The organism is Salinimicrobium sp. WS361 (assembly GCF_050750585.1).
Classification (GTDB): Bacteria; Bacteroidota; Bacteroidia; order Flavobacteriales; family Flavobacteriaceae; genus Salinimicrobium.
In genome coordinates this window covers 239,179-260,392 of sequence record NZ_JBOJLM010000002.1, presented here as the reverse complement: position 1 = coordinate 260,392, position 21,214 = coordinate 239,179, and the positions used below count along the sequence as shown (strand labels likewise).

Here is a 21,214-nt window from a genome sequence, read left to right as displayed (position 1 = left end):
AGAAGGCTTTATTTCCTTTCGGCAATTGAGAAAAAGATGGATTGAATTATTGACAGCAGGATACTAAACAGCACTGCAATCCAGAAACCACTCACCTGGAATCCACTCACAAAAGCATCTACTAATAGAATAATAATAGCGTTGATCACTATGAGAAAAAGACCCAGGGTGAGAATGGTCACGGGGAGCGTCAACAACACCAGGACTGGTTTTACAATAAGATTGAGTAAGGCCAATACCAGCGCAACAACTATGGCGGTAACATATCCCGTTACAGTTACTCCTGGAAGAAAATTTGCAAGAAAAACCACTACTACAGCGGTGAGGAGGATTCTTAAAAGAAAGGTCATAGTATTTGAATTTAACACTAAGATACTACTTTGAACGAAAAACGCCGGGACCAGCCCGACGTTTTAATAAATTTTAAAGAAAGTGAAATTAATTCACCTCATTACTCGGAGTTACCGTTCCGTAATTTCCAACGTTCACTGTTGGAACTTCAGAATTATAGGTTTTGTTGATCTCTTCGATAATTTTGTTAGCTACTAAAGCGTATCCGCGTGGCGTAAGGTGGATCCCATCAAGAGAAAAAGCACCACCACTACCAAAGGTTGACGTTACAGTACCTGCATCAAAAGAAATTCCGGTAGTTGCTACCTTGTTAAGTAAAGCGGCAGCATCAACATGCGCCAATCCATTAGCCTGGGCAAGATTAAGAATAGTTTCGTTGTACTTAGCTGTAGCATTTCTAATATTCTGGATTTCCTGAGTATCAAGAGCATCTTTATCATCAATACCGTTTACAGCCTCTAAAACCAACTGAGCTTGTTCTGGTGTAGGTTGACCTCCCTGCTGAAGGATACCAAGAACCTGCATTACCTGAGGACTAACTGCAGCAGAACCATATCCCTGTGTTGGAATAGCAGTACGATCTATAGTGAAAAGTAATAATTCTTCTTCGGTCATTTGTCTAAACCCAAGAGGATTAGTTTGAGTTTCGGGAACATCAATAACAAATCTATTTGGCCCCTCACTAAAAGTAAGCGCATATTGAGATGCAATTTGCGCTGCCTGCTCCTGAGGTACTTGCTGTTGCATTAGAACCTGAGTGAAAATTCCGGCCACCGCCTTGAAAAATCCGGTTAGATTAGCAGCTTGTTCAGCACTAAGCACTAAAGCATTATTAGGAATAGTAGTGAAAAACGGAACATCGGTTACATCGGGAATATTGATTAAAACCCCTTCTTCTGCTCCAGATTGAACTAAACCGCTTACAAGTTGCGTATATACCCCGGTGAACATCGCCGGGTCTGTGATACTCGCTTCATTTAACCCACCTGTGGTTGCGTATCCCAAAACATCATTGTTCCCAATCCATAAGCTGAAGAAACTAGGCTGTTGAGCCACAGCATCTTCAAGAACAGAAGCTTCAGGAGAAGAAGCAAAACGCACAAAGTATGGATTTGCAGTTGCAGGATCGGCCATTAGCCCTTCAGGATTTCCATAACCAGGTGCCAGTAAATGGTAACTTCTGGCTCCGGGAACTCCCATATTATTAAAAGGCCCTGTTAACTTGTTTAAAACATTTGTTGTTGGAGCCATTCCGGTATAAACTTTAGGTGTTTGTACAGGCTCCCCATTTTCATTAAAAAGAGTCTCAAGCACAAGCCTGTTACTGGTAATTTGCTGGTCTCCTGCCAGTAAACCACCTGCATTATCGGCCATGTAAGGAATTCTGAATTCCTGGGTTTCCTGCACCTTTGCGAACTGCTGTGCCAGGATGTTTGGATAAGAATTTTCCTGTCCGGTGATATAGAGTGCGTTATCTGCATATCCGGCAGTAAGGGAATTTCCTAAAGCCACGTAGTTGGAGAAATCGGCTTCTCCATTACTGTACGCATCCTGCTCGTCTACGGGATTGTCAAATTCAGGTTCACATGCAACCATTCCCAGTGCCAGGATTCCGATGTATTTTATATAATTTCTCATATTCAGTTTCTTTTTTACAATTTATAGGTTACACCAATACCTGGAATAAAAGCCACAGATTTATATGTGCCTCCAAAAGGTACTGTTTGGTTGTTTTCATCAACATAATAATCATACGAAGCATCAACCTCATCAAATCTCACATAGGCGAAAGAAGCATCTATAGCCAGTCTTGAAGTAACATCAAGTGAAAGACCTGCTGTGAAACCCATGGAATCATTACGCGGAGTTTCGGGAGCAAAATAACCTTCCTGCACGGGAGATTCATCAAGGTAGTAACCTGCACGCAGGGTCAACTTATCTGTCGCTTCATATTGAGCACCAAACCTCCATGTGTTGGCATCTTCATAATTACGGGCGTTTTCAGAAACCACACCATTTGCAAATTCGATATCCAGAGCTTCATAAACACCCCAGAAAGTCCTGTTATAATCGAAAGCAAGCAACCATTTCTCGTTCAGTTGATAAGACAATCCCACTGTAAGCTCTGCTGGCAATGGCAATTGTGCATCAAAAGTAGTATCGCTGAAAGGTGCTAAAGGCGTATTGGGAATATTTTCAAAATCGGCATCCCCATCTTCAGCATTCATGATGATCTCTGAACGGTAGTTGATTCCTATTCTGAAGTCTTCGGTAGCTGTAAAAAGCGCTCCTGCAGACCATCCCCATTCGTTAACTCCCGAAGCATCAACAGTAACGTTTGCCCTGTTACCATCAATATCGGTAAGAGTTCTACTAAGATTTCGGTTAAAGTTTACTGAACCGGTAACAAAAATTGGACCTCCCCCAACGCTTAAGAAATCAGCAACTTTATAAGAAATAAGCGGCTGGATGTAAATTGCCTGCAGCTCAATATCGTTTACAAGGTGAGAGCCTGCCCAATCTTCTTCCCATTTCACGGTACTTCCATAAGGAGTATAGATACTTAGGCCTACCGCGAGGTTTTCATTCAGTTTATAAGAAGCATTGAAGTAAAACGGTGTTCCGGCAGGGTTATCTGTACGGGCACTCTCTCCCCATTCTTCGTTTTGCCATGCAACTTCAGAAAAAACCGCACTTACCCCTGCAGAAACAGTTAGTCGGTTTTCAAGATAAACCAGTCCCGCAGGATTAAAAAATCCCAACTCGGCACTGTTAACAACGGCAACTCCCGTGTGTCCCATGGCCAGCGCTCGCTGCCCCTGCACCCCAACACGGTAACCTCCGGCATAAGTTATAGCACCTGCAAGCGCAAATACCATTGACAATAATACTTTTCTCATAATAATGTGTGTAGATTAATAAAGGATCAATGCTCAAAAATAGCATAAATTGCATATAAGGCAAGAAAAACCTCAATTTATTACGCGTGCATAATAAATTACCTGCTATTTTGAGAGAAATTTCATGACCTGCTCATAAAATTCTTTCTTATTCTCAGCGTGCACCCAGTGGCCTGCGCGAGAAATTACCGAGAGCGCAGCATTGGGAAAATGCTTTTTTATGAGCCTCTCGTCTTCTGAAGTTATATAATTTGATCTCTCCCCTTTAATAAACAAGGTGGGTTTTGTAAAAGTATAATCGTTGGGCAGGCTTTGCCCCAGTTCTTCGATCTCTTTTGTAAGAACTTCCAGATTAAGCCTTAAGCCAAGTCTTTCTTTTTGCTTCCAGTAAAGGTTTTTAAGCAAAAACATTCTTACGGCTTTTTCGGAAACGTGTTTGGCAAGTACCTCATCTGCATCTCCCCTGGAGTTGAGTGTGGCATCGTCTACAGCTTTTAATCCCTCCAGGATCTGCTGATGGTGAGGAGCATAATATTTTGGAGCTATATCTACCACTATCAGTTTACCAATGAGGTGCGGAAAAAGCGCCGCAGCAGTCATGGCCGATTTCCCCCCCATAGAATGTCCTATTAAAATGACATTTTTGAGGCTGTAGTTCTCAATGTATTCTTTGACATCTTTAGCCAATTCGGTATAATTAAAAACCTCACTGTGTGGGCTACGACCGTGGTTTCTTTGATCAATAAGATGAACCTGGAAACCTGCCTCCGAAAATTCATTCCCAAGGGTCTTCCAGTTATCGCTCATGCCCAAAAATCCGTGAAGGATTAATATGGGCTGCCCCTCTCCCAGAATTGTAGAATGTAGTTTCATTAGCTTCTTAACAAACTTAAATATTGATTAATAACATACTCCATTCCCTGGTACAGAGACTCGGCTATTAAAGCGTGGCCTATAGACACCTCCAGCAGCCCCGGAACATTCTTCTGAAAATATTCAATATTACTCAGAGAAAGATCATGCCCTGCATTTATTCCCAGGCCGAGATCTATGGCAGTTTCGGCACACAATCTATAGGGCTTCACCCCGTCTTTATTGCCTTTGGCGAACTGCCGTGCATATTCTTCAGTGTAAAGTTCAATGCGATCGGTTCCGGTTTCTACAGCACCTTTCACCATCTCTGGGTCGGGGTCTACAAAAATGGACGTGCGAATGCCTTTACTTTTAAATTCTGAAATGATCTCCTTTAAATAATCACGATGTTTTATCGTATCCCAACCTGCATTTGAAGTTATGGCTTCTTCGGCATCGGGAACAAGTGTAACCTGCTCGGGCTTCACTTTTAGCACAAGATCCATAAACTTCTGAACGGGATTTCCTTCAATATTAAATTCCGTAGAAACCACCGGCTTAAGATCAAACACGTCCTGGTATCTTATATGGCGCTCATCGGGCCGTGGATGTACGGTGATTCCCTGCCCTCCAAACCGCTGGACATCTTTTGCCACCTGCACAAGGTTAGGAACATCTCCTCCCCGACTGTTTCGAAGAGTTGCAATCTTATTTATATTAACGCTTAATTTTGTCATTTTTGGCACCTGTTTTCAACAAAAATACAAAGTTGAATAAGCAAAGAAATACTTTATTTTGATTAATTTGCAGAAAAAGCCCCGGGTAATGAACATTCAGCCATATATTCTTAATGAAATTAAAATTCCGCAGTTTCACACCCCAATATCTGAGGTGCTGAAAATTTTTGATGTATCCTCCTACTCTCATTTACCCGTATTGCAGGGAGATATCTATATGGGCAGCATTCCCGTAGCCGACGCCAGGATCTTTGAACCACACCAACCAGTCGAAGATTTTCAATATGCCCTGGAAGGATTTTTTGTTAGAGATACAGACAACTGGATAGATGTGTTGCACAATTTTTCAAAAAATGACGCCAACTTAATGCCTGTTTTAAATGAAAACAACCAGTTTTTGGGATATCTCGAACTTCAGGACGTCATGAATTTATTCACAGAATCTCCTTTTCTGAACAATCCCGGTAGCATTATAGTGGTTGAAAAAGGTATTAAAGACTATTCTTTCAGTGAAATATGTCAAATTGTAGAATCAAATGGCACCCATGTTTTAGGAGCATTTGTATCGGGTACAGAAAATGACCGCACTCAAATTACACTTAAAACCGGAAGCATCCCTTTAAATGCCATTTTTCAAACCTTTAGAAGATATGGCTATGAGGTAATTTCTCAACACCCCGAAGATTCTTTTTCTTCAAACCTGCAGGATCGTTCGCGTTATCTGGATAAATATCTAAATATCTAGAGATGAAGGCTGCAATATATGGACAATTCTATCACGATAATTCAGGCATTTACATTGAAGAACTTCTCAATGTACTTGATTCTGAAAATATTGAAGTTGCAATAGAAGAAAACTTCCTGAGGCTTATTGATGAAAACAATGAGATAAAGAAGAATTTTCAGCATTTTAAAACCTTTAAAGCGCTGGACAATTCGTACGATATTTTTATAAGTGTGGGCGGTGACGGCACGATACTTCAATCTATCAATTTTGTACGGGATCTTGATATTCCCATTATGGGCATCAACACCGGAAGGCTTGGATTTTTGGCTACTGTTCACAAAGAAGAAATTCGTACAACCATCTCAAGACTAATTAAAGAGGAATATAAAATTTCGCAACGCTCCCTGCTGTGTATCATCACCGATCCTGAAGTAGAAGAACTGCGTGGTAATAATTTTGCGCTCAACGAAATAGCCGTTAGCCGGAAGAATAGTACCTCTATGATCACGATAGATACCTGGCTCGACGATGAACCCCTTACTGCTTACTGGGCTGACGGATTGATAGTTTCTACGCCCACCGGCTCTACCGGCTATTCCCTGAGTTGTGGCGGCCCGGTGATTACCCCAGCCACAAAAGCACTGGTTATTACCCCTATTGCCCCACATAACCTCAATGCCCGCCCGCTTGTGATTAAAGACAATACCAGAATAACCCTGAGAGTTTCGGGACGGGCCGATGATTACCTTGTCTCTATGGATTCAAGGTTAGCTACTTTAAAAAACAACACTACAGTCACCATAAAAAAAGCGCCTTTTAAGACCAAGATAGTCGAATTTACCAGTGACACCTTCTTAAAAACCCTTCGGAAAAAACTACTTTGGGGAGAAGATAAGCGCAATTAAAAACAATAAAACCTACTTTAAACTGTTATTGCTAAGGCACAAACCCATACCTGTTATTTGTGGGGCAAACATTATTGTTATATTTGCAGACTTTTGAAGACCTATGAGGTATCTTATTGTTATGGTTTTGATTGGGCTTTTCGGCATCCAAACATATTCCCAAAATTTTGAAGTGGGCCCTTTTATAGGAGGCGCAAATTATATTGGGGACGTGGGTAACACTACCTACATCAATCCTAACGCCCCCGTATTTGGAGGGCTTGTTAAATGGAACCGCAGCGACCGCCATGCATTCAGGTTTTCTTTACTTTATGCCCAGCTCGAAGCCGATGACGCCCTGTCTAATGAAGGTCGCCGGAATGACAGGGGCTATTCTTTTTCCAACAATATTGCCGAAGCCTCTTTGGGAATTGAATTTACTTTCTGGAATTGGGACCTGCATTCTAATACATACCAATCAACTCCTTATCTTTACACCGGCATTAGTTACTATTTTGCCAAACATTACATGCTAAAGAACAGGGCATATACCAACCCGGCAGCAAATGAGCTGCAGGAAGCAGGAAATAACTGGGAGTTCTCCCTGCCTATTGTGATGGGGTATAAACAAACGCTTACCAATTTTCTTTCTGCCGGAATAGAAATAGGCGCCCGCTACACATTCACCGATAACCTGGACGGCAGCCAACCATCTGAAGTAGAAAGCGATTATCGGCTGTACGATTTTGGAAACCGAAATACCACCGACTGGTATGTGTTTACGGGCATCTACTTCACGTTTAATTTCGGAAGAGGGTCGGGTTGCTTCAACAAATATTAATATGAACTTTAAAGAAAATATTGATCCTTCAAAATTACCCCAACACATTGCCATTATTATGGATGGCAACGGCAGGTGGGCAAAAAAGCAGGGGTTAATGCGTGTTAAGGGTCATGAAAAAGGTACCAAGGCCGTTAGGGAAGTAGTGGAAGGTTGTGCCGAAATTGGTATAAAAAACCTCACCCTGTATGCTTTTTCTACTGAAAACTGGAACAGGCCAAAAATTGAAGTAGATACACTTATGAAGCTGTTGGTCTCCTCTCTTAAGAAAGAGATCAAGACACTTCAGGACAATGACATCTCCCTCAACGCCATAGGCTGCCTTGACAATTTACCCACAAAAGCCCACAGAGAGCTACAGGAGGTCATTGAAAAAACATCTGGCAACAAGAAAATGATCCTCACCCTGGCCCTTAGTTATGGTTCCCGGGAAGAGCTTACCTCTATGGTAAAAGAAATTTCCGAAAAAGTATCTGCAGGCGAGATTTTCTCTAAAGATATTGATGAATCGGTTATAAATAAGCATCTTTACACCCGCAACCTTCCAGATGTTGATCTGGTAATAAGGACAAGCGGAGAACAACGCATAAGCAATTTCCTTTTGTGGCAAATCGCTTATGCCGAATTATATTTTTCAGAAATACTTTGGCCAGATTACAGGAGAGATGACCTGTATGAAGCCATTTATAATTATCAAAATAGAGAACGAAGATTTGGAAAAACAAGTGAGCAACTTAGTTAGTGCCTTAAAAACAAAATCTACATTAGCACTTTTGGCCCTTGGCCTCTTATTTAATTTTACTTCAGCAGCACAGGATCTGCCACTTGCAAACGGCCAGGAGTACACAATAGGTGAGATAGAGGTTACAGGGAATGTATCCTTTAACGAACAGACCATTATTGCATATACCGGACTCAAAAAAGGTGAAAAGATATTTATTCCCGGAGACCGTATTAGTAAAGTCCTTAAAAAATTATGGGATGTTGGATCCTTCAGCGATGTTAATATCTATGTAACCAATATAGACGGTAACGTTGCCGATCTTGAACTTGAAATCCAGGAAGTACCTGCACTTGCCAATGTGAGAATTCAGGGCATCAAGAAAAAGAAACAGGAAGAGTTCATCAAAGAGAACAAGCTGAATGTTGGCACAAAGGTTACAGAAAACCTGTTGACTACCACCAAAAACTATATTCAGAATACTTTTAAAGAGGAAGGTTTCCTCAATACAAAAGTAGTGATGAACACCGTTCCCGTAGAAGACACTCTTAACCGCAATACTGTAAACCTGGTGGTTAATGTTGACAAGGGAGAAAGAGTAAAAATTGAAGGCATAGAAATTTCCGGAAATGAAGCTTTTTCTGATGCCCGCCTTAAACGTGCTATGAAGAAAACGAAGGAGCAAAAATTCCTTAGGTTCTGGAAACGCTCAAAATTTATTCCGGAGGAGTATGAAGCCGACAAGCAGAAAATATTGAGCATCTATAAAGAAAGAGGTTACCGAGATGCGCGAATCGTTTCTGATAGTTTAGTTCATGTAGATGAGAACGACGTGGCACTAAACATTAACCTTGAAGAAGGAAACCGTTACTATTTTGGTGATATCGAATTTGTTGGAAATTCAGTTTACAGTGATCAGGAACTGCGAAGAAGGCTTGGAATAAGCAAGGGAGATGTATACAACGGTGTTCTTCTTGAAAAGCAGATTGCCGACAACACAAAACCTGACGCAAACGACCTTACCAACCTGTATCAAAATAACGGGTACCTGTTCTCGAATATTAACCCGGTAGAAGTTAGAGTTTACAACGACACTATAGATTTTGAGATAAGAATAAGAGAAGGTAAAGTCGCCTACTTTGATGAAATTACCGTAATTGGAAATGATAAGACAAAAGATCACGTAATCTATAGAGAGATGCGAACCAAACCCGGCCACAAGTACAGCAAAGAAGCTGTTGTAAGAACGGTGCGGGAACTTGGACAGCTAGGATTCTTTGATGCTGAAAATCTTACCCCCGATTTTAAAGAGGTAGACCAGAACAGCGGAACTGTAGACCTTGAGTATTCTGTTGTGGAAGCAGGAGCCAGCCAGATAGAACTACAGGGAGGATATGGTGGCGGAGGCTTCGTAGGAACCCTTGGGCTTTCTTTCAACAACTTTTCCCTAAGCGGACTTTTTGATAAAGATGCCTACAAACCATTACCTATGGGAGATGGACAAACACTTTCTCTACGTGCACAGGCCAGTACATATTATCAAACCTACAGCCTTTCTTTCTCTGAACCATGGTGGGGCGGAAAGAAACCTGTAAGGCTTTCTACTTCCCTGCAGCACACTGAACAGTATTTCTACGACTACAGAAACCGTGAAGCCGATAAAGACAGAAAGTTCTCTATTTCAGGGATCACTTTAGGTCTTGCAAGAAGGCTAACTGTACCCGATGACTTTTTTGTACTTTCTACTGCAGTTGCTTTTCAACACTACAACCTGAGCAACTACAACACAGGGCTCTTTACTTTTGGAGATGGTTATTCCAATAACTTCTCCCTCACCCTTGGCCTTACAAGAGACAACACCTTCAGCAACCCTATTTTCCCTATGGGAGGCTCAAAATTTGAAATTATAGCCAAGCTTACTCCTCCTTATTCTTTGTTTAACGACATTGATTATGCAAATCTTGGAGATCAAAAAGAATATCAGCTTCAAAATGAAAACGGAGTCCTTATAAACAGGCAGGGAAGACCATTAAGAGACGGAGAAGATCCTGTACCAGATCAGGGAAAAATAGACCAGGAGAAATATAAATGGTTAGAATTTTACAAAATCAAATTCAACGGTACATGGTATACCAACATCTATGAAAAATTAGTTTTAAGAACCCACGCAGAATACGGTTTCCTTGGAGCTTACAACAATGACCGTGGTATTCCACCTTTTGAAAGGTTCTACCTTGGTGGAGATGGAATGGGCACCTATAGTATGGATGGCCGTGAAGCCATTGCACTTAGAGGATATCCTAACCAGTCTCTCATCCCGGTTGACCGCGGCGTAATGAGTAGCGCTACAGATAATGACGGGGCAACTATTTACAACAAATATTCCCTGGAATTAAGATACCCAATCACATTAAAACCAACAGCCTCCATTTATGGGCTTACCTTCCTGGAAGCCGGAGCATCTTTTGATGATTTCAAAGATTACAACCCTTTCCAGATCAATCGTTCTGCAGGTGCAGGGATCAGGATATTCATGCCGGCCTTCGGATTGTTAGGAATAGATTTTGGATATGGTTTTGACCCACTTCCGGGAGAGACCCAGGCTAACGGTTGGGAGACCCACTTTATAATTGGACAGCAGTTTTAATTTGGCACGGTATTTTCTATATACCCCTTGATTATGAAAAAATCCATTCTTATAACACTAACTTTTTTACTCGTTTCGGGTTTTGTTGTGCAGGCACAGCAAACAGTGAGAATTGGTTATGTAGATATGGAATACATCCTTCAAAACGTTCCCGAATACCAGGAAGCCTCTGCCCAACTTGAAAAGAAAGTACAGCAGTGGAAGACGGAGATCGAGACCGAGTTGCAAAGGGTTGACAAGATGAAACAGGATCTCGCTAATGAAAGGCCACTTTTGACCAATGAATTGATCAAAGACCGTGAAGACGAGATAAAGTTTGAAGAGAAAAAAATTCTGGATTATCAACAAAAGAGATTTGGCCCTAATGGAGATTTTATTACTCAAAAACTCCAACTGGTAAAGCCGGTACAGGACCAGGTTTTTGTAGCAGTACAGGAAATTGCCAAGAACCGTAATTATGATCTTATCTTTGATAAATCGGCAGATGTAGTTACTCTTTTTGCTGCAGATCGGCTTGATGTGAGTGACCAGGTACTAAGAAGTATTACCAGGGCCTCTAACAGGAAAGAGCTGGAAACGCGACAGGAGAAAAGAGAACTGATAAGAGAGGAGGCAAAGACTGTTGAAGAAGACGCAGTGCTTTCAGAAAGAGAGCAATTGCAACAGGAGAGAAAGCAGGAAAGAGAAGCCCTTCTTGAAAAGAGACGACAAGAAAGAGATTCTATTCGCAATGCAAAAAAGGAAGAAGCCGAAAGACGCAGAGAGGCCATTCTCAAAGAACGTCAAAGGAAGAAAGATTCTGTAGCAAAGGCGAGAGAAGAAATCAGGAACAACTAGTAAGCCAATAATAGTACAACAAATAATAGTACAACAAATAATTCAACAATTAAATAATCAATTTTAAACATGAAACAATTCAAGACCCTTCTAATAGCTGTAGCTTTAATCTTTGGAGCAACTTCTTTTGCAAACGCACAATCAAAAGTGGCGCACATCGCTTCACAAGAATTGATTGAACAGATGCCAGGATATAAAGCTGCAATGAACCAATTGGAAAAACTTCAGAAAACTTACGATACTCAAATTAAAGAGATGGTTACTGAAGCCCAAGGCACAATGAAAAGATATGAATCTGAAGCTCAAACAAAGACAGATGAAGAAAACCAAAAAAGAGCTTTAGAACTTCAACAAACACAAAGATCTATTGGTGAGTACCGTCAAACTGCTGAGCAGGATCTTCGTCAAAAAGAAGTAGAGCTTCTTAAGCCTGTATTTGAAAAAGCACGTACTACAATTCAAAAAGTAGCCCGCGCAAAAGGATATGACTATGTACTAGACTCTACTACCGGAACAGGACTTCTTATGGCCGATGGTTATGATCTAATGCCTGATGTTAAGAAAGAACTTGGAATTTAATTTCCGCTAAAATATTTTGTAAAAACTGCGCATCATTGATGCGCAGTTTTTATTTTTACAGGAATGAGCAAAGACAAACCTATAGGTATATTTGATTCGGGTGTGGGTGGCACCTCCATCTGGAAAGAAATCCATCACCTGCTCCCCCTGGAACATACCATTTATTTAGCCGACAGTTTTAACGCTCCTTACGGAGAAAAATCTCCTGAAGAAATTGTAAGGCTAAGCATTAAGAATACCGAAAAGCTGCTCGAAATGGGGGCGAAAATAATTGTAGTGGCCTGTAACACGGCTACCACGAATGCCATCACTCATTTAAGGACCTCATATAGCATTCCGTTCATTGGGATTGAACCCGCAATAAAGCCAGCTGCCTTGCAAACCCGCGCCAAGTGCATTGGTATCCTCGCTACAAAAGGGACCCTCTCCAGCAATCTTTTTGCCAAGGCATCAGACCTTTATTCAAAAGATAACAAGATCGTTGAAGTAGTGGGAAAAGGCCTGGTAGAAAAAATAGAACAGGGACAAAAAGATGCCCGTGTGGTTCATGATATGCTTACAGAGCTCCTCGAACCCATGATACAAGCCGGCATAGATTATTTGGTGTTGGGCTGTAGCCATTACCCTTATTTAATACCCACCCTAAAAAAAATACTCCCTCCACACGTGCAGATCATAGACTCGGGGATGGCCGTTGCCAAACAAACCCGCGTTGTACTTCAAAGTCTTGACTTGCTGACTAGTGAACAACAGCAAATCCCAGAATTTTTCACCAATGGAGACCCAGAAATTCTTGCTGACATTATTCCCGCGCCTTTAAACTCTTTCAAAGTCAACTACCTTGATTTTTAAAAGCACATTGAATCGTTCTAAATAAGCGATGTAAAACGGGCAGAAAATTGTAATTTTGCAAAAATTTCGACATGAAAAACATCACCATAGATATTCAGCCTACCACCAGGCCAACAATCGTCAAGTTTGAGGCAAATGTATTTTTGACCAAACATGAGAGCTTTGAATTCAATAATATTGAAGAGGCCGCGCGTTCTCCTCTAGCCCAGCAGCTATTCCATCTTCCTTTCGTAAAAAAGGTATACATAGCTCAAAATTTTGTGGCTGTAGAAAAATACAACATTGTGCACTGGAAAGACGTGCAGCAGGAAATCGCGGAACAAATTGAGACCTACCTCAACAATGGCGGAACTGCAGTAACCCCTCCACAAGAGGAAATCAAAAAAGTACCTGTCACTATATACGCCGAAAGTACGCCTAACCCTACGGTTATGAAGTTTGTTTCAAATAAGAAACTGGTGCTTCAGAGTGTGGAGTTCAAAAACATAGACGAGGCCAAAAATGCTCCTTTAGCAAAGGCTTTATTCCACTTTCCTTTCGTTAAAGAAGTTTTTATTGATGAGAACTACCTCTCCATCATGAAATATGATATTGCTGAATGGGAAGAGATCACACAGGAACTCAGGGAATACATGAGAGAGTACCTGGAACAGGGAAAAGAAGTATTGATTGAGGACAGCGAGCAACCTTCTGCAGTTAAATCTGAAGGAAAAGCACCGATAAGAAAGGTTGAACTCGATGATACTTCAAAAGAAATTGTTGCCATTCTGGATGAGTACATCAAGCCGGCGGTAGCCAGTGACGGTGGCAATATTCTATTTGATAGTTACGACGAACAGCAGAAACTTGTAAAAGTGATCCTGCAGGGAGCCTGTAGCGGTTGCCCCTCTTCTACAATGACTCTTAAGAACGGAATTGAGACAATGCTCAAAGACATGCTGCAAGGCAGAGTAGATCGTGTGGAAGCCATTAATGGATAATTAGAAAATTAGTAAGCACAACTTCCTGCATTATATAAACAGGACTAAAGGACACTCAAAAATGGTGTTTTTTAGTCCTGTTCTTTTTGTGGAAAACCGGTGGAGAACATGGTCGCTTCCACAGCAATATTAAATTCGCGGTAAAGCTCCAGCAAGTTCATTGTTGAAGTAATGAGGTCTCGTGTTTCAAGCAATAACCCGAAGTAAAGTTCAGAATTTCTCGGACTGCTTTCGGTAGTCCTGATTCTTTTAATCTGTTTCTCGATAAGCTCTCCAACATCGTTTAGCAAAACCTGTTTACCAGCCAAAACTACATCAATGCGCGCAAAATCACGATGTGCAAAAATGTCTTCAATCTCGTCAAATAAAGCCTGCATCTTATCGTCTACCCTTTTGAGATCCCGAATTTGATTGAACTTGAGATTCTTGTGGTTGTTATTCACATGGTTGTAACTGTTCCTGGTGATGTAGCCGATAGACTGCACGATATCCTGAAGATAATCGAGAATAAGGATATAAAAGCGGTTTGAATCAAGGGAAGTTTCCTCAATACTTTTGATGAAATAAAAAACATTCCGTTTGAGTTCGTCAATTTCAGATTCCAGTTTTTTAATAGACTTTTTATTCTTTTTAAGCTTGCTCTTATCGTAGTAACCAAGGTTCTTGACCGTCTTTGAGAACATTTGATTTACACCACACACAATACTGGAAATGTTTTTAGAGCTCTCTACTACGATATCATTAATGGTGCTGATATCATTTCTTCTGAAAGGCTTTTTTCGCTTTTTCTCCTTCTCCTTTCGGGCGTGAAGCACAAAGCTGCGGGCAATACTGAAAATGGCCAGAATAATAAGAATGGTAATGGCTATAATCCCTCCGAAGTAAATAATAGCGGCAAAGATAGCGGCAGCCGAGAAAGCTACAAGTGCGGTTACAAACCAGCCACCAACAACATTTACTACTCCGGCTACACGATATACAGCACTTTCCCTATCCCAGGCCCGGTCGGCCAGAGAAGTCCCCATAGCTACCATGAAGGTCACATAGGTAGTGGAAAGTGGCAGTTTAAGGCTCGTTCCTATGGAGATCAAAATACTGGCCACCACAAGATTTACCGAAGCACGTACCAGGTCGAATGCCGGTGTTTCTTCAGAATCACGTGTAAAGGCGCCGGGTTTCTGAAATTTTTCATCAATTTTTTTACTTACTACTTTTGGGGTAATAGCACCAATCGCATTGCCGAGAAAGACTGAATACCGAACAATTCCGCGGGAAAGAAAATTAGGATCAAATCTTTCGGTTACTTCGCCCTGTCGGGAGAGGTTAACTCCTGTTTCAACAACATTACGGGCTTTGCGGGAAAACCATAGAGTAATTACCATCACACCTCCTGCCCCGAGCAACAGAAAAGCAGGGGTTGAGACCTCCCCCTGTAAATCACTCATTAAAAACTGAGACGGCAAAGTACCTGAGGCAGCATACGCTGCCTGCCACAATTCAAAAGACTGCCAGGCTGCAATGGGTACCCCAATAAAATTCACCAGATCATTCCCGGCAAAAGCCAGGGCAAGAGAAAAGGTTCCAATAAGGATGATAAACTTTAAAATATGAGTTTTGAACAAACTCATTAAAAGCTGTGATATCAAAGTGAAGATCACCAGCCCTGCTCCCAGAATAACCAGCGTATTATTATCAAGATAGTTCAAAAAATCCTGTGAAATAAAGGTAACAGATTTTAAACCCTTCAGTAAAATGAAGTAGAGGATTGCAGTAAGTGATACCCCTCCAAAAATGGCACCTGCGTACTTAATTTTCTTTTCGAATTGAAAGGAAAAAATTAGGCGCGAAAAATATTGTACTATAGCCCCTATGAGAAAGGCTATGACCACTGCCATAAGGATGCCCATAATAATCTCGGTTGCTTTGGATGTATTTATGTAGCTAAAAATCTCCCCGTAATTTCCGGAACCATTGTAGATCTTGATCACTGCCACACTTACGGCGGCACCTAAAAGTTCGAACACTATAGATACCGTTGTGGAGGTAGGTAACCCAAGGGAATTAAAGAAATCGAGCAGCAGCACATCGGTGATCATTACCGCCATAAAAATGATCATGATCTCTTCGAAATAGAACTGCCCGGGCATGAAGATACCCTTACGCGCTACTTCCATTATCCCGCTTGAAAAAATAGCCCCCACTCCTACACCAACACTTGCTACGATAAGAATGGTTTTCATGGGGAAAGCCCGTGACCCAATAGCCGAACTTAAGAAGTTAATTGCATCGTTACTCACTCCAACAACCAGATCGGTCACTGCAAGGGCAAACAAGGCGACCAGCATTACGATATAAATATCTTCCATTCTAAGAAAAGCAGGTTTAGCTACTGCAAAATAAGGATAATTTAAATAAAGGCCTTACTCGCTTTAGCTTAATACCAAACGCTGCAAGGTTTAACAATTCCTTACTAAAAGCCCCCTAAAGTTTTTGTATATTAATAATCAACAGTTTAAATAAAATATTAACCAATAAAAAAAAGAATTATGGCGGTGATGAAAGTAATTGAGATTATGGCAAACTCTGAAAAGAGTTGGGAAGAAGCTGTAAAAAACGCAGTTAAAACTGCATCAAAATCTGTAAAGAATATAAAATCTGTTTACGTAAAAGAACAAAACGCCAATGTTAAAGGTGATAGTATTACAGACTACCGGGTGATCGTTAAGATCACTTTTGAAGTAGAGGCCTAAGAAAGGGCTGGTTTAATTAGTTAACTGAAGCTGTCTTAAAAGCTAAAATTGTCATTCTGAAGTTATTTCAGAATCTTATACCTCTGATTATTTTCAGAAGTCATAGAACCTAAATCAATAGGTAGACAAAAAAGGCTTTTAAGGCAGCTTCTTTGTTTAAGATGACCTGAAGCGATTTTCTTTACAGTATTTTAACATTCTCTAAACGCATTAAAAAAGCTGATTCTTTCACCTTTGCAGCAAACAGTTTTTAAATGGAAGAAATTACCAATCTCAAGAGCATATCTAAAGAATACCTGGAAAATTTCATAGCTTTTTTACCCGATCTACTCGGTGCCTTACTCTGGCTCGTTATTGGGTGGTGGCTTATAAAAATAGTTATAGGCTATCTTAAAAGATTTTTTCAAAAAAGCAATCACGATCCTGCACTTGTAAAATTCCTGCTTAACCTTGCCAACGGCATACTGCTGGTACTTCTCATTATAAGTGTGGTAGGTATGCTGGGCATAGAAACCACCTCATTTATTGCCATTTTAGGAGCCGCAGGTTTGGCCATAGGTCTTGCACTGCAGGGATCACTTTCAAATTTCGCAGGCGGAGTTCTGATACTGTTGTTAAAGCCCTTCAGGTTGGGAGACTGGATTGAAGTCAACGGCATTTCGGGAAGTGTAAAAGATATTTCCATGTTCTACACAAAGCTTAACACCTTTGGCAATCAACTGGCTATTATTCCGAATGGGGAACTTTCTAATGAAAATATTATTAATTATTCGGCCGAAGATAAAAGAAGGGACGCTATTACTATAGGCATCTCCTACGACAGCAACATAAAACTGGCAAAAGATGTTCTCATGGACTTACTTAAAGAACAGGAAGACATTCTTGAAGATCCTGCCCCGGCAGTAGTAGTGACCGAGCTTGCCGACAGTGCTGTAAATCTTTCGGTGAGATTCTGGGCCAAAAATGACGTTTTTTGGGACCGTCACTGGTATACAATTGAAGAGGCAAAAACACGACTTGAAGCGGCGGGAATCTCCATACCATTCCCACAGCGCGATGTGCATTTTTTCAACCACAGTAAAGAAGAAAAGAGTAGTTTGTAGTCGAGGCTTATGTCCCGGAAGTTTTTGGTTTGTAGTTTAAAATATTTTTTCTACAAACTAAAAACGTTAAACAAGGAACCTATCCAGCCATAAAGTCTTTGAGATAGTACGGCTCAAAGTAAGCTACATCTTCAAACTTTTGTTTCTGAAATTTTTCTGAAGCCAGTGAAACCATCTGTGAAGCTGATGGTAACTTCCCTTCGATAAAAGTGGCATTGGGATGTTCACAAATCTTGCTGAATTTTTCCACTCCACTTCCTATAAAAGTCACAGCAGCATTCTCCAGGTACTTCGAAAAAGAATCAGGAGCAAGTATTTGGGCACGAGTGTCAAAAACTTTTCGGTAATCAGCGGTAAATCCGGCGGTATAGACTTCCATTCTTCGGGCGTCTAAAAGGGGAATAATGAAGCCGTCTTTTTCCTGTTTCACCTGCAAAGCCAGAGACCTGAGTGTAGGAATAGAAATCAACGGCAGCTCCAGGGCAAAGCAGAGCCCTTTAGCGGCCGAAACTCCAATTCTAAGGCCCGTATAGGAACCCGGACCTTTACTTACGGCAATGGCATCCAGATCGCGCGCTTCTACCTCATTTTCCCGAAGGATCTCTTCGATAAAAAGGTGTAACCTTTCGGCGTGCGAATAATTATTGCTGTAGTCTTCTTTCAAAGCCAGCAATTTCCCTTTATTTTCCAGCGCTACCGAACAATTTGTGGTAGCTGTTTCAATACATAGAATCACGGCCGAAAGGTAAGAAATTATTCTTTTTCTCCCTTCACTTCTACCTTATCTCCAGGTTTAAGAATTTTGGTCACGGTGTTATAAGGTCCTGTAATAACCATTTCCCCGGTTTCAAGACCTTCTTTGATCTCGATCCTGGAATCATCCTGTATCCCTGTTTCTACAACACGCACCTTTGCCTCATCACCTTCTTTAACATACACTGTTTCAAAAAGCTCTTCTAAAGCCTTTTCTTCACTGTTGTTGCGGCTGCCTGCACTGGTATCGGCTTTTACAACTACTGCACTTATTGGCACTGCAATAACATCATCACGTCTATTGGTTATAATATCTACCGTGGCGGTCATTCCGGGTCTAAAAGGGGAGAAATTCCCGGGTTTTCCTTCAAGCAGGTGGTCATAGGATTCTTTTACAATCCGCACCTTTACCTTAAAGTTCGTTACCTGGTCGGCAGTTGCTGTAGCATTGGCCGAATTTGAAATTTCAGTCACCACGCCTTTAAATTCCTGTTTGAGATATGCATCTACCTCAACTATAGTAGAGTCACCAATAGAGACTTTTACAATGTCGTTCTCATTCACATCTACTTCCACTTCCATGTCGCTAAGATCGGCCACTCTCAATATTTCGGTCCCAGCCATTTGCTGAGTACCTACAACTCTTTCCCCCAACTCAGCATCAAGAGAAGAAATAGTTCCGCTCATAGGGGCATAAATATTGGTTCGCCCCAGGTTTTCAACAGCCTCGTTCACGCTGGCTTCAGCACTACGCACACTGTAAAAAGCAGCCTGCCTGTTGGCCTGCGCACCTTCATAAGCCGAAACAATCCTGTCCCATTCTGCTTTGGAGATTATTCCTTTCTCAAACAAACTTTGATTTCGCTGGTAATTAGATTCCGCTTCTTTTAAGGAAGCTTCTGCCTGTGACAGACTCGATCTTACATTTTGAAGTCCGGCGCGTACCCGTTCAAGATTAGACTGGTATATTTCAGGATTCACCCGCACCAGCAAATCTCCTTTTTCTACCTGCTGCCCTTCAATTACCGGAAGTTCAATGATCTCTCCTGAAACTTCCGAAGAAAGTTTGACCTCAACCTCGGGCTGGATCTTACCTGTGGCCGAAACTTTTTCAATAACATCAAACCTCTGCACCTCTGTAACCTCAACTTCTTTGAAATTTCCCGATTTGCCAAACCACCCTGCTTTTTTACCTACAACGAGCAGAACAATTACAACTACGGCAATTCCAACAATAATATAAATAGTCTTCTTCTTCATTATCTAGAATTTAAGGTCTGTGATGGGCACTCCAAAATATAGTTCCAGCACTTTTAATTTAAAAATATAATCGTATTTGGTCCTTACTACTTCGCTTTCGGCATTTTCAAGATTGAATTTTGCCTGACTAAAGTCAAAAGCGTTGGTCATCCCAACATTATAGCGCTCTGTGGCATACTCGTAAGCCAGCTGCTGTGCCTCCCGGGCCACCAATGCAGCTTCGTAAGCTTTTAAAGCACCACGGGCATCGGTATAGGCCTGGTAAACGTTGGCTTCAAGATCAAGCTTTGTCTGCTCCATCTGGTACTCGGCTCTTAGCACGTTCACTTCACTTCTTTTGACCTGGTTACGTGTAGAAAATCCATTAAATACCGGCACATTAAGCTGCACCCCATAAGAGATTCCATCGTTTAGCTGTAGCTGTTCAAAAAAGGGAAGCGGGTTTCCTAATTCACTCACCATGTTTGGAGCCACAACAATTTCTTCAGTATTCTCTACAAAACCTATTTGACGATAAGGCTCATCAGGGTCAAGTCCTGCAGAAACAAACCTCCCGGCGCCGGACTCCCGGGTGTTATAGTTAAAAAAGGCGTTTAGGGTAGGCCAATAGGCGCCACGAGCTATTTCAACCTCTTTCTTTGCGAGTTCGGTGTTCATCTCGGCTACCTTAACTTCATAACGCTCTTCTTCGGCAGATTCAATGACTTCAGACACCGGAACATCCAGTATCTCGTTTCCAAAGACATCGTAATCTCTTTCGGCGATATTAAAATTCTCGTAATCTTTTATAAGCAGGGTTTGGGCGAGAGCGATCAAGGAGATCTCTATTTGGTTTTCTGCAACAATCATTCGCTGTACCTCACTGGCAGAAGTTGCTTTTATCTCAAGTAAGTCTCCCCGTGGCAAAGAACCTGCCTCTACCAGTGCTTCAGCTCTCTCAAGCTGCTCAAGGGTAATTTGGTGCTGAGACTGGATCACCTTAAGATTTTCTTTGTTGAAAAGCACCTGTAAGTAAGCATTGGCCACAAACAAAGCAATATCATCTTTCATTTGCTCCAGGGAATATTCACTGGCCAGTTTTGCCATTTTAGCGTACTGGTACTGCTTAAAATTCCTAAGACCATCAAACAAGGTCAATCCCGCTGTTACTCCTGCGGAAAAGTTCCGGGTAGTTTGCGTCTGAAGAATTCCGGTTGTTACGTTTTGGGTAAGACCTGTATTCCAGGAATTGGAAGCCGACCCATTAAGGGAAGGTAGAAAATTTCCGAAGGCATCAGAAATCTGAATATCGGCCAAATCGACATCAAGCTGAGACTGTTTAACGCTTATATTATTCTCAAGTGCGTATTCTATACATTCCTGAAGTGTCCATTCCTTTTGTTGTGAAAAACCAAAAAAGGAAGAAGAAAGGAAAACTGCAGTCAATAAAAATCTTTTCAT

At 41.4% G+C, this 21,214-nt stretch carries 20 protein-coding genes; 11 read left to right on the top strand and 9 right to left on the bottom strand.

Annotated elements, in window-relative coordinates; all coding sequences use genetic code 11:
• Positions 1-8: 8 nt before the first annotated feature.
• The 5 genes from ACQ93I_RS03080 to ACQ93I_RS03060 form a co-directional block, all read right to left on the bottom strand.
• On the bottom strand, positions 9-350 hold the full coding sequence (locus ACQ93I_RS03080) for a phage holin family protein (RefSeq protein WP_265164732.1): 342 nt from the start codon (positions 348-350) through the stop codon (positions 9-11).
• A gap of 88 nt (positions 351-438) precedes the next feature.
• Positions 439-1,989, bottom strand: coding sequence for a G-D-S-L family lipolytic protein (locus tag ACQ93I_RS03075; RefSeq protein WP_431697089.1), 1,551 nt, complete (start codon positions 1,987-1,989; stop codon positions 439-441).
• Positions 1,990-2,003: 14 nt separating this feature from the next.
• Entirely contained in the window at positions 2,004-3,251 is a 1,248-nt protein-coding gene (locus ACQ93I_RS03070; protein ID WP_431697088.1) for an OmpP1/FadL family transporter, read from the bottom strand.
• 105 nt (positions 3,252-3,356) lie between these two features.
• Positions 3,357-4,124, bottom strand: a complete 768-nt coding sequence (locus tag ACQ93I_RS03065; protein ID WP_431697087.1) for an alpha/beta fold hydrolase — start codon at positions 4,122-4,124, stop codon at positions 3,357-3,359.
• Entirely contained in the window at positions 4,124-4,840 is a 717-nt protein-coding gene (locus tag ACQ93I_RS03060) for a pyridoxine 5'-phosphate synthase (RefSeq protein ID WP_431697086.1), read from the bottom strand. Before ACQ93I_RS03060 ends, ACQ93I_RS03065 begins: the two co-directional genes overlap by 1 nt.
• Before the next feature lie 88 nt (positions 4,841-4,928).
• Between ACQ93I_RS03060 and ACQ93I_RS03055 the strand changes: the two genes are divergently transcribed.
• The 9 genes from ACQ93I_RS03055 (at position 4,929) to ACQ93I_RS03015 (ending at position 13,908) form a co-directional block, all read left to right on the top strand.
• On the top strand, positions 4,929-5,585 hold the full coding sequence (locus tag ACQ93I_RS03055) for a CBS domain-containing protein (protein ID WP_431697085.1): 657 nt from the start codon (positions 4,929-4,931) through the stop codon (positions 5,583-5,585).
• Between the two features lie 2 nt (positions 5,586-5,587).
• Positions 5,588-6,472, top strand: a complete 885-nt coding sequence (locus ACQ93I_RS03050) for an NAD kinase (protein WP_431697084.1) — start codon at positions 5,588-5,590, stop codon at positions 6,470-6,472.
• 103 nt (positions 6,473-6,575) lie between these two features.
• Complete coding sequence (locus tag ACQ93I_RS03045) at positions 6,576-7,292, top strand: DUF6089 family protein (RefSeq protein WP_431697083.1); 717 nt, start codon at positions 6,576-6,578, stop codon at positions 7,290-7,292.
• A 1-nt stretch (position 7,293) separates the two neighbouring features.
• Complete coding sequence (locus tag ACQ93I_RS03040; RefSeq protein WP_431697082.1) at positions 7,294-8,034, top strand: isoprenyl transferase; 741 nt, start codon at positions 7,294-7,296, stop codon at positions 8,032-8,034.
• Positions 7,967-10,660 (top strand): outer membrane protein assembly factor BamA, encoded by a 2,694-nt coding sequence (gene bamA, locus ACQ93I_RS03035; protein WP_431697081.1) that lies wholly within the window; start codon positions 7,967-7,969, stop codon positions 10,658-10,660. The genes ACQ93I_RS03040 and bamA overlap by 68 nt, the downstream gene beginning before the upstream one ends.
• A 33-nt stretch (positions 10,661-10,693) precedes the next feature.
• The gene (locus tag ACQ93I_RS03030; RefSeq protein WP_431697080.1) at positions 10,694-11,497 is read left to right on the top strand and encodes an OmpH family outer membrane protein; all 804 of its coding nucleotides are present in this window, start codon (positions 10,694-10,696) and stop codon (positions 11,495-11,497) included.
• Positions 11,498-11,566: 69 nt separating this feature from the next.
• Positions 11,567-12,076, top strand: a complete 510-nt coding sequence (locus ACQ93I_RS03025) for an OmpH family outer membrane protein (protein ID WP_265164746.1) — start codon at positions 11,567-11,569, stop codon at positions 12,074-12,076.
• Positions 12,077-12,139: 63 nt separating this feature from the next.
• On the top strand, positions 12,140-12,928 hold the full coding sequence (gene murI, locus ACQ93I_RS03020; protein WP_431697079.1) for a glutamate racemase: 789 nt from the start codon (positions 12,140-12,142) through the stop codon (positions 12,926-12,928).
• A 71-nt stretch (positions 12,929-12,999) separates the two neighbouring features.
• Entirely contained in the window at positions 13,000-13,908 is a 909-nt protein-coding gene (locus ACQ93I_RS03015) for a NifU family protein (protein ID WP_431697078.1), read from the top strand.
• A gap of 71 nt (positions 13,909-13,979) precedes the next feature.
• Here the strand turns inward: ACQ93I_RS03015 and ACQ93I_RS03010 are convergent, their stop codons facing one another.
• Positions 13,980-16,274, bottom strand: a complete 2,295-nt coding sequence (locus tag ACQ93I_RS03010; RefSeq protein WP_431697077.1) for an inorganic phosphate transporter — start codon at positions 16,272-16,274, stop codon at positions 13,980-13,982.
• Positions 16,275-16,454: 180 nt separating this feature from the next.
• Between ACQ93I_RS03010 and ACQ93I_RS03005 the strand changes: the two genes are divergently transcribed.
• Together ACQ93I_RS03005 and ACQ93I_RS03000 are read left to right on the top strand one after the other, a co-directional pair.
• Complete coding sequence (locus ACQ93I_RS03005) at positions 16,455-16,658, top strand: dodecin family protein (RefSeq protein ID WP_266068431.1); 204 nt, start codon at positions 16,455-16,457, stop codon at positions 16,656-16,658.
• Between the two features lie 254 nt (positions 16,659-16,912).
• Positions 16,913-17,761: a mechanosensitive ion channel family protein gene (locus ACQ93I_RS03000; protein WP_431697076.1), complete on the top strand. Its 849-nt coding sequence runs from the start codon at positions 16,913-16,915 to the stop codon at positions 17,759-17,761.
• A gap of 79 nt (positions 17,762-17,840) precedes the next feature.
• Here the strand turns inward: ACQ93I_RS03000 and tsaB are convergent, their stop codons facing one another.
• Genes tsaB through ACQ93I_RS02985 form a run of 3 tightly spaced genes read right to left on the bottom strand, consistent with a single transcriptional unit; the run spans position 17,841 to position 21,214 of the window.
• Complete coding sequence (gene tsaB, locus ACQ93I_RS02995; protein WP_431697075.1) at positions 17,841-18,497, bottom strand: tRNA (adenosine(37)-N6)-threonylcarbamoyltransferase complex dimerization subunit type 1 TsaB; 657 nt, start codon at positions 18,495-18,497, stop codon at positions 17,841-17,843.
• A 17-nt stretch (positions 18,498-18,514) separates the two neighbouring features.
• A complete protein-coding gene (locus ACQ93I_RS02990; protein ID WP_431697074.1) occupies positions 18,515-19,774 on the bottom strand; it encodes an efflux RND transporter periplasmic adaptor subunit in 1,260 nt (419 codons plus the stop codon).
• 3 nt (positions 19,775-19,777) lie between these two features.
• Complete coding sequence (locus ACQ93I_RS02985; RefSeq protein WP_431697073.1) at positions 19,778-21,214, bottom strand: TolC family protein; 1,437 nt, start codon at positions 21,212-21,214, stop codon at positions 19,778-19,780.

What these genes read in the sequence shown, in the direction of transcription:
- ACQ93I_RS03025 (WP_265164746.1), top strand. Translation starts at nt 11,567, where the DNA reads ATGAAACAATTCAAGACCCTTCTAATAGCTGTAGCTTTAATCTTTGGA.
- ACQ93I_RS02990 (WP_431697074.1), bottom strand. Translation starts at nt 19,774, where the DNA reads ATGAAGAAGAAGACTATTTATATTATTGTTGGAATTGCCGTAGTTGTA.
- ACQ93I_RS03055 (WP_431697085.1), top strand. Translation starts at nt 4,929, where the DNA reads ATGAACATTCAGCCATATATTCTTAATGAAATTAAAATTCCGCAGTTT.
- ACQ93I_RS03065 (WP_431697087.1), bottom strand. Translation starts at nt 4,124, where the DNA reads ATGAAACTACATTCTACAATTCTGGGAGAGGGGCAGCCCATATTAATC.
- ACQ93I_RS03040 (WP_431697082.1), top strand. Translation starts at nt 7,294, where the DNA reads ATGAACTTTAAAGAAAATATTGATCCTTCAAAATTACCCCAACACATT.
- ACQ93I_RS03045 (WP_431697083.1), top strand. Translation starts at nt 6,576, where the DNA reads ATGAGGTATCTTATTGTTATGGTTTTGATTGGGCTTTTCGGCATCCAA.
- ACQ93I_RS03080 (WP_265164732.1), bottom strand. Translation starts at nt 350, where the DNA reads ATGACCTTTCTTTTAAGAATCCTCCTCACCGCTGTAGTAGTGGTTTTT.
- ACQ93I_RS03015 (WP_431697078.1), top strand. Translation starts at nt 13,000, where the DNA reads ATGAAAAACATCACCATAGATATTCAGCCTACCACCAGGCCAACAATC.
- bamA (WP_431697081.1), top strand. Translation starts at nt 7,967, where the DNA reads ATGAAGCCATTTATAATTATCAAAATAGAGAACGAAGATTTGGAAAAA.
- ACQ93I_RS03005 (WP_266068431.1), top strand. Translation starts at nt 16,455, where the DNA reads ATGGCGGTGATGAAAGTAATTGAGATTATGGCAAACTCTGAAAAGAGT.
- ACQ93I_RS02985 (WP_431697073.1), bottom strand. Translation starts at nt 21,214, where the DNA reads ATGAAAAGATTTTTATTGACTGCAGTTTTCCTTTCTTCTTCCTTTTTT.
- ACQ93I_RS03030 (WP_431697080.1), top strand. Translation starts at nt 10,694, where the DNA reads ATGAAAAAATCCATTCTTATAACACTAACTTTTTTACTCGTTTCGGGT.
- murI (WP_431697079.1), top strand. Translation starts at nt 12,140, where the DNA reads ATGAGCAAAGACAAACCTATAGGTATATTTGATTCGGGTGTGGGTGGC.
- ACQ93I_RS03070 (WP_431697088.1), bottom strand. Translation starts at nt 3,251, where the DNA reads ATGAGAAAAGTATTATTGTCAATGGTATTTGCGCTTGCAGGTGCTATA.
- ACQ93I_RS03060 (WP_431697086.1), bottom strand. Translation starts at nt 4,840, where the DNA reads ATGACAAAATTAAGCGTTAATATAAATAAGATTGCAACTCTTCGAAAC.
- ACQ93I_RS03075 (WP_431697089.1), bottom strand. Translation starts at nt 1,989, where the DNA reads ATGAGAAATTATATAAAATACATCGGAATCCTGGCACTGGGAATGGTT.
- ACQ93I_RS03050 (WP_431697084.1), top strand. Translation starts at nt 5,588, where the DNA reads ATGAAGGCTGCAATATATGGACAATTCTATCACGATAATTCAGGCATT.
- ACQ93I_RS03000 (WP_431697076.1), top strand. Translation starts at nt 16,913, where the DNA reads ATGGAAGAAATTACCAATCTCAAGAGCATATCTAAAGAATACCTGGAA.
- ACQ93I_RS03010 (WP_431697077.1), bottom strand. Translation starts at nt 16,274, where the DNA reads ATGGAAGATATTTATATCGTAATGCTGGTCGCCTTGTTTGCCCTTGCA.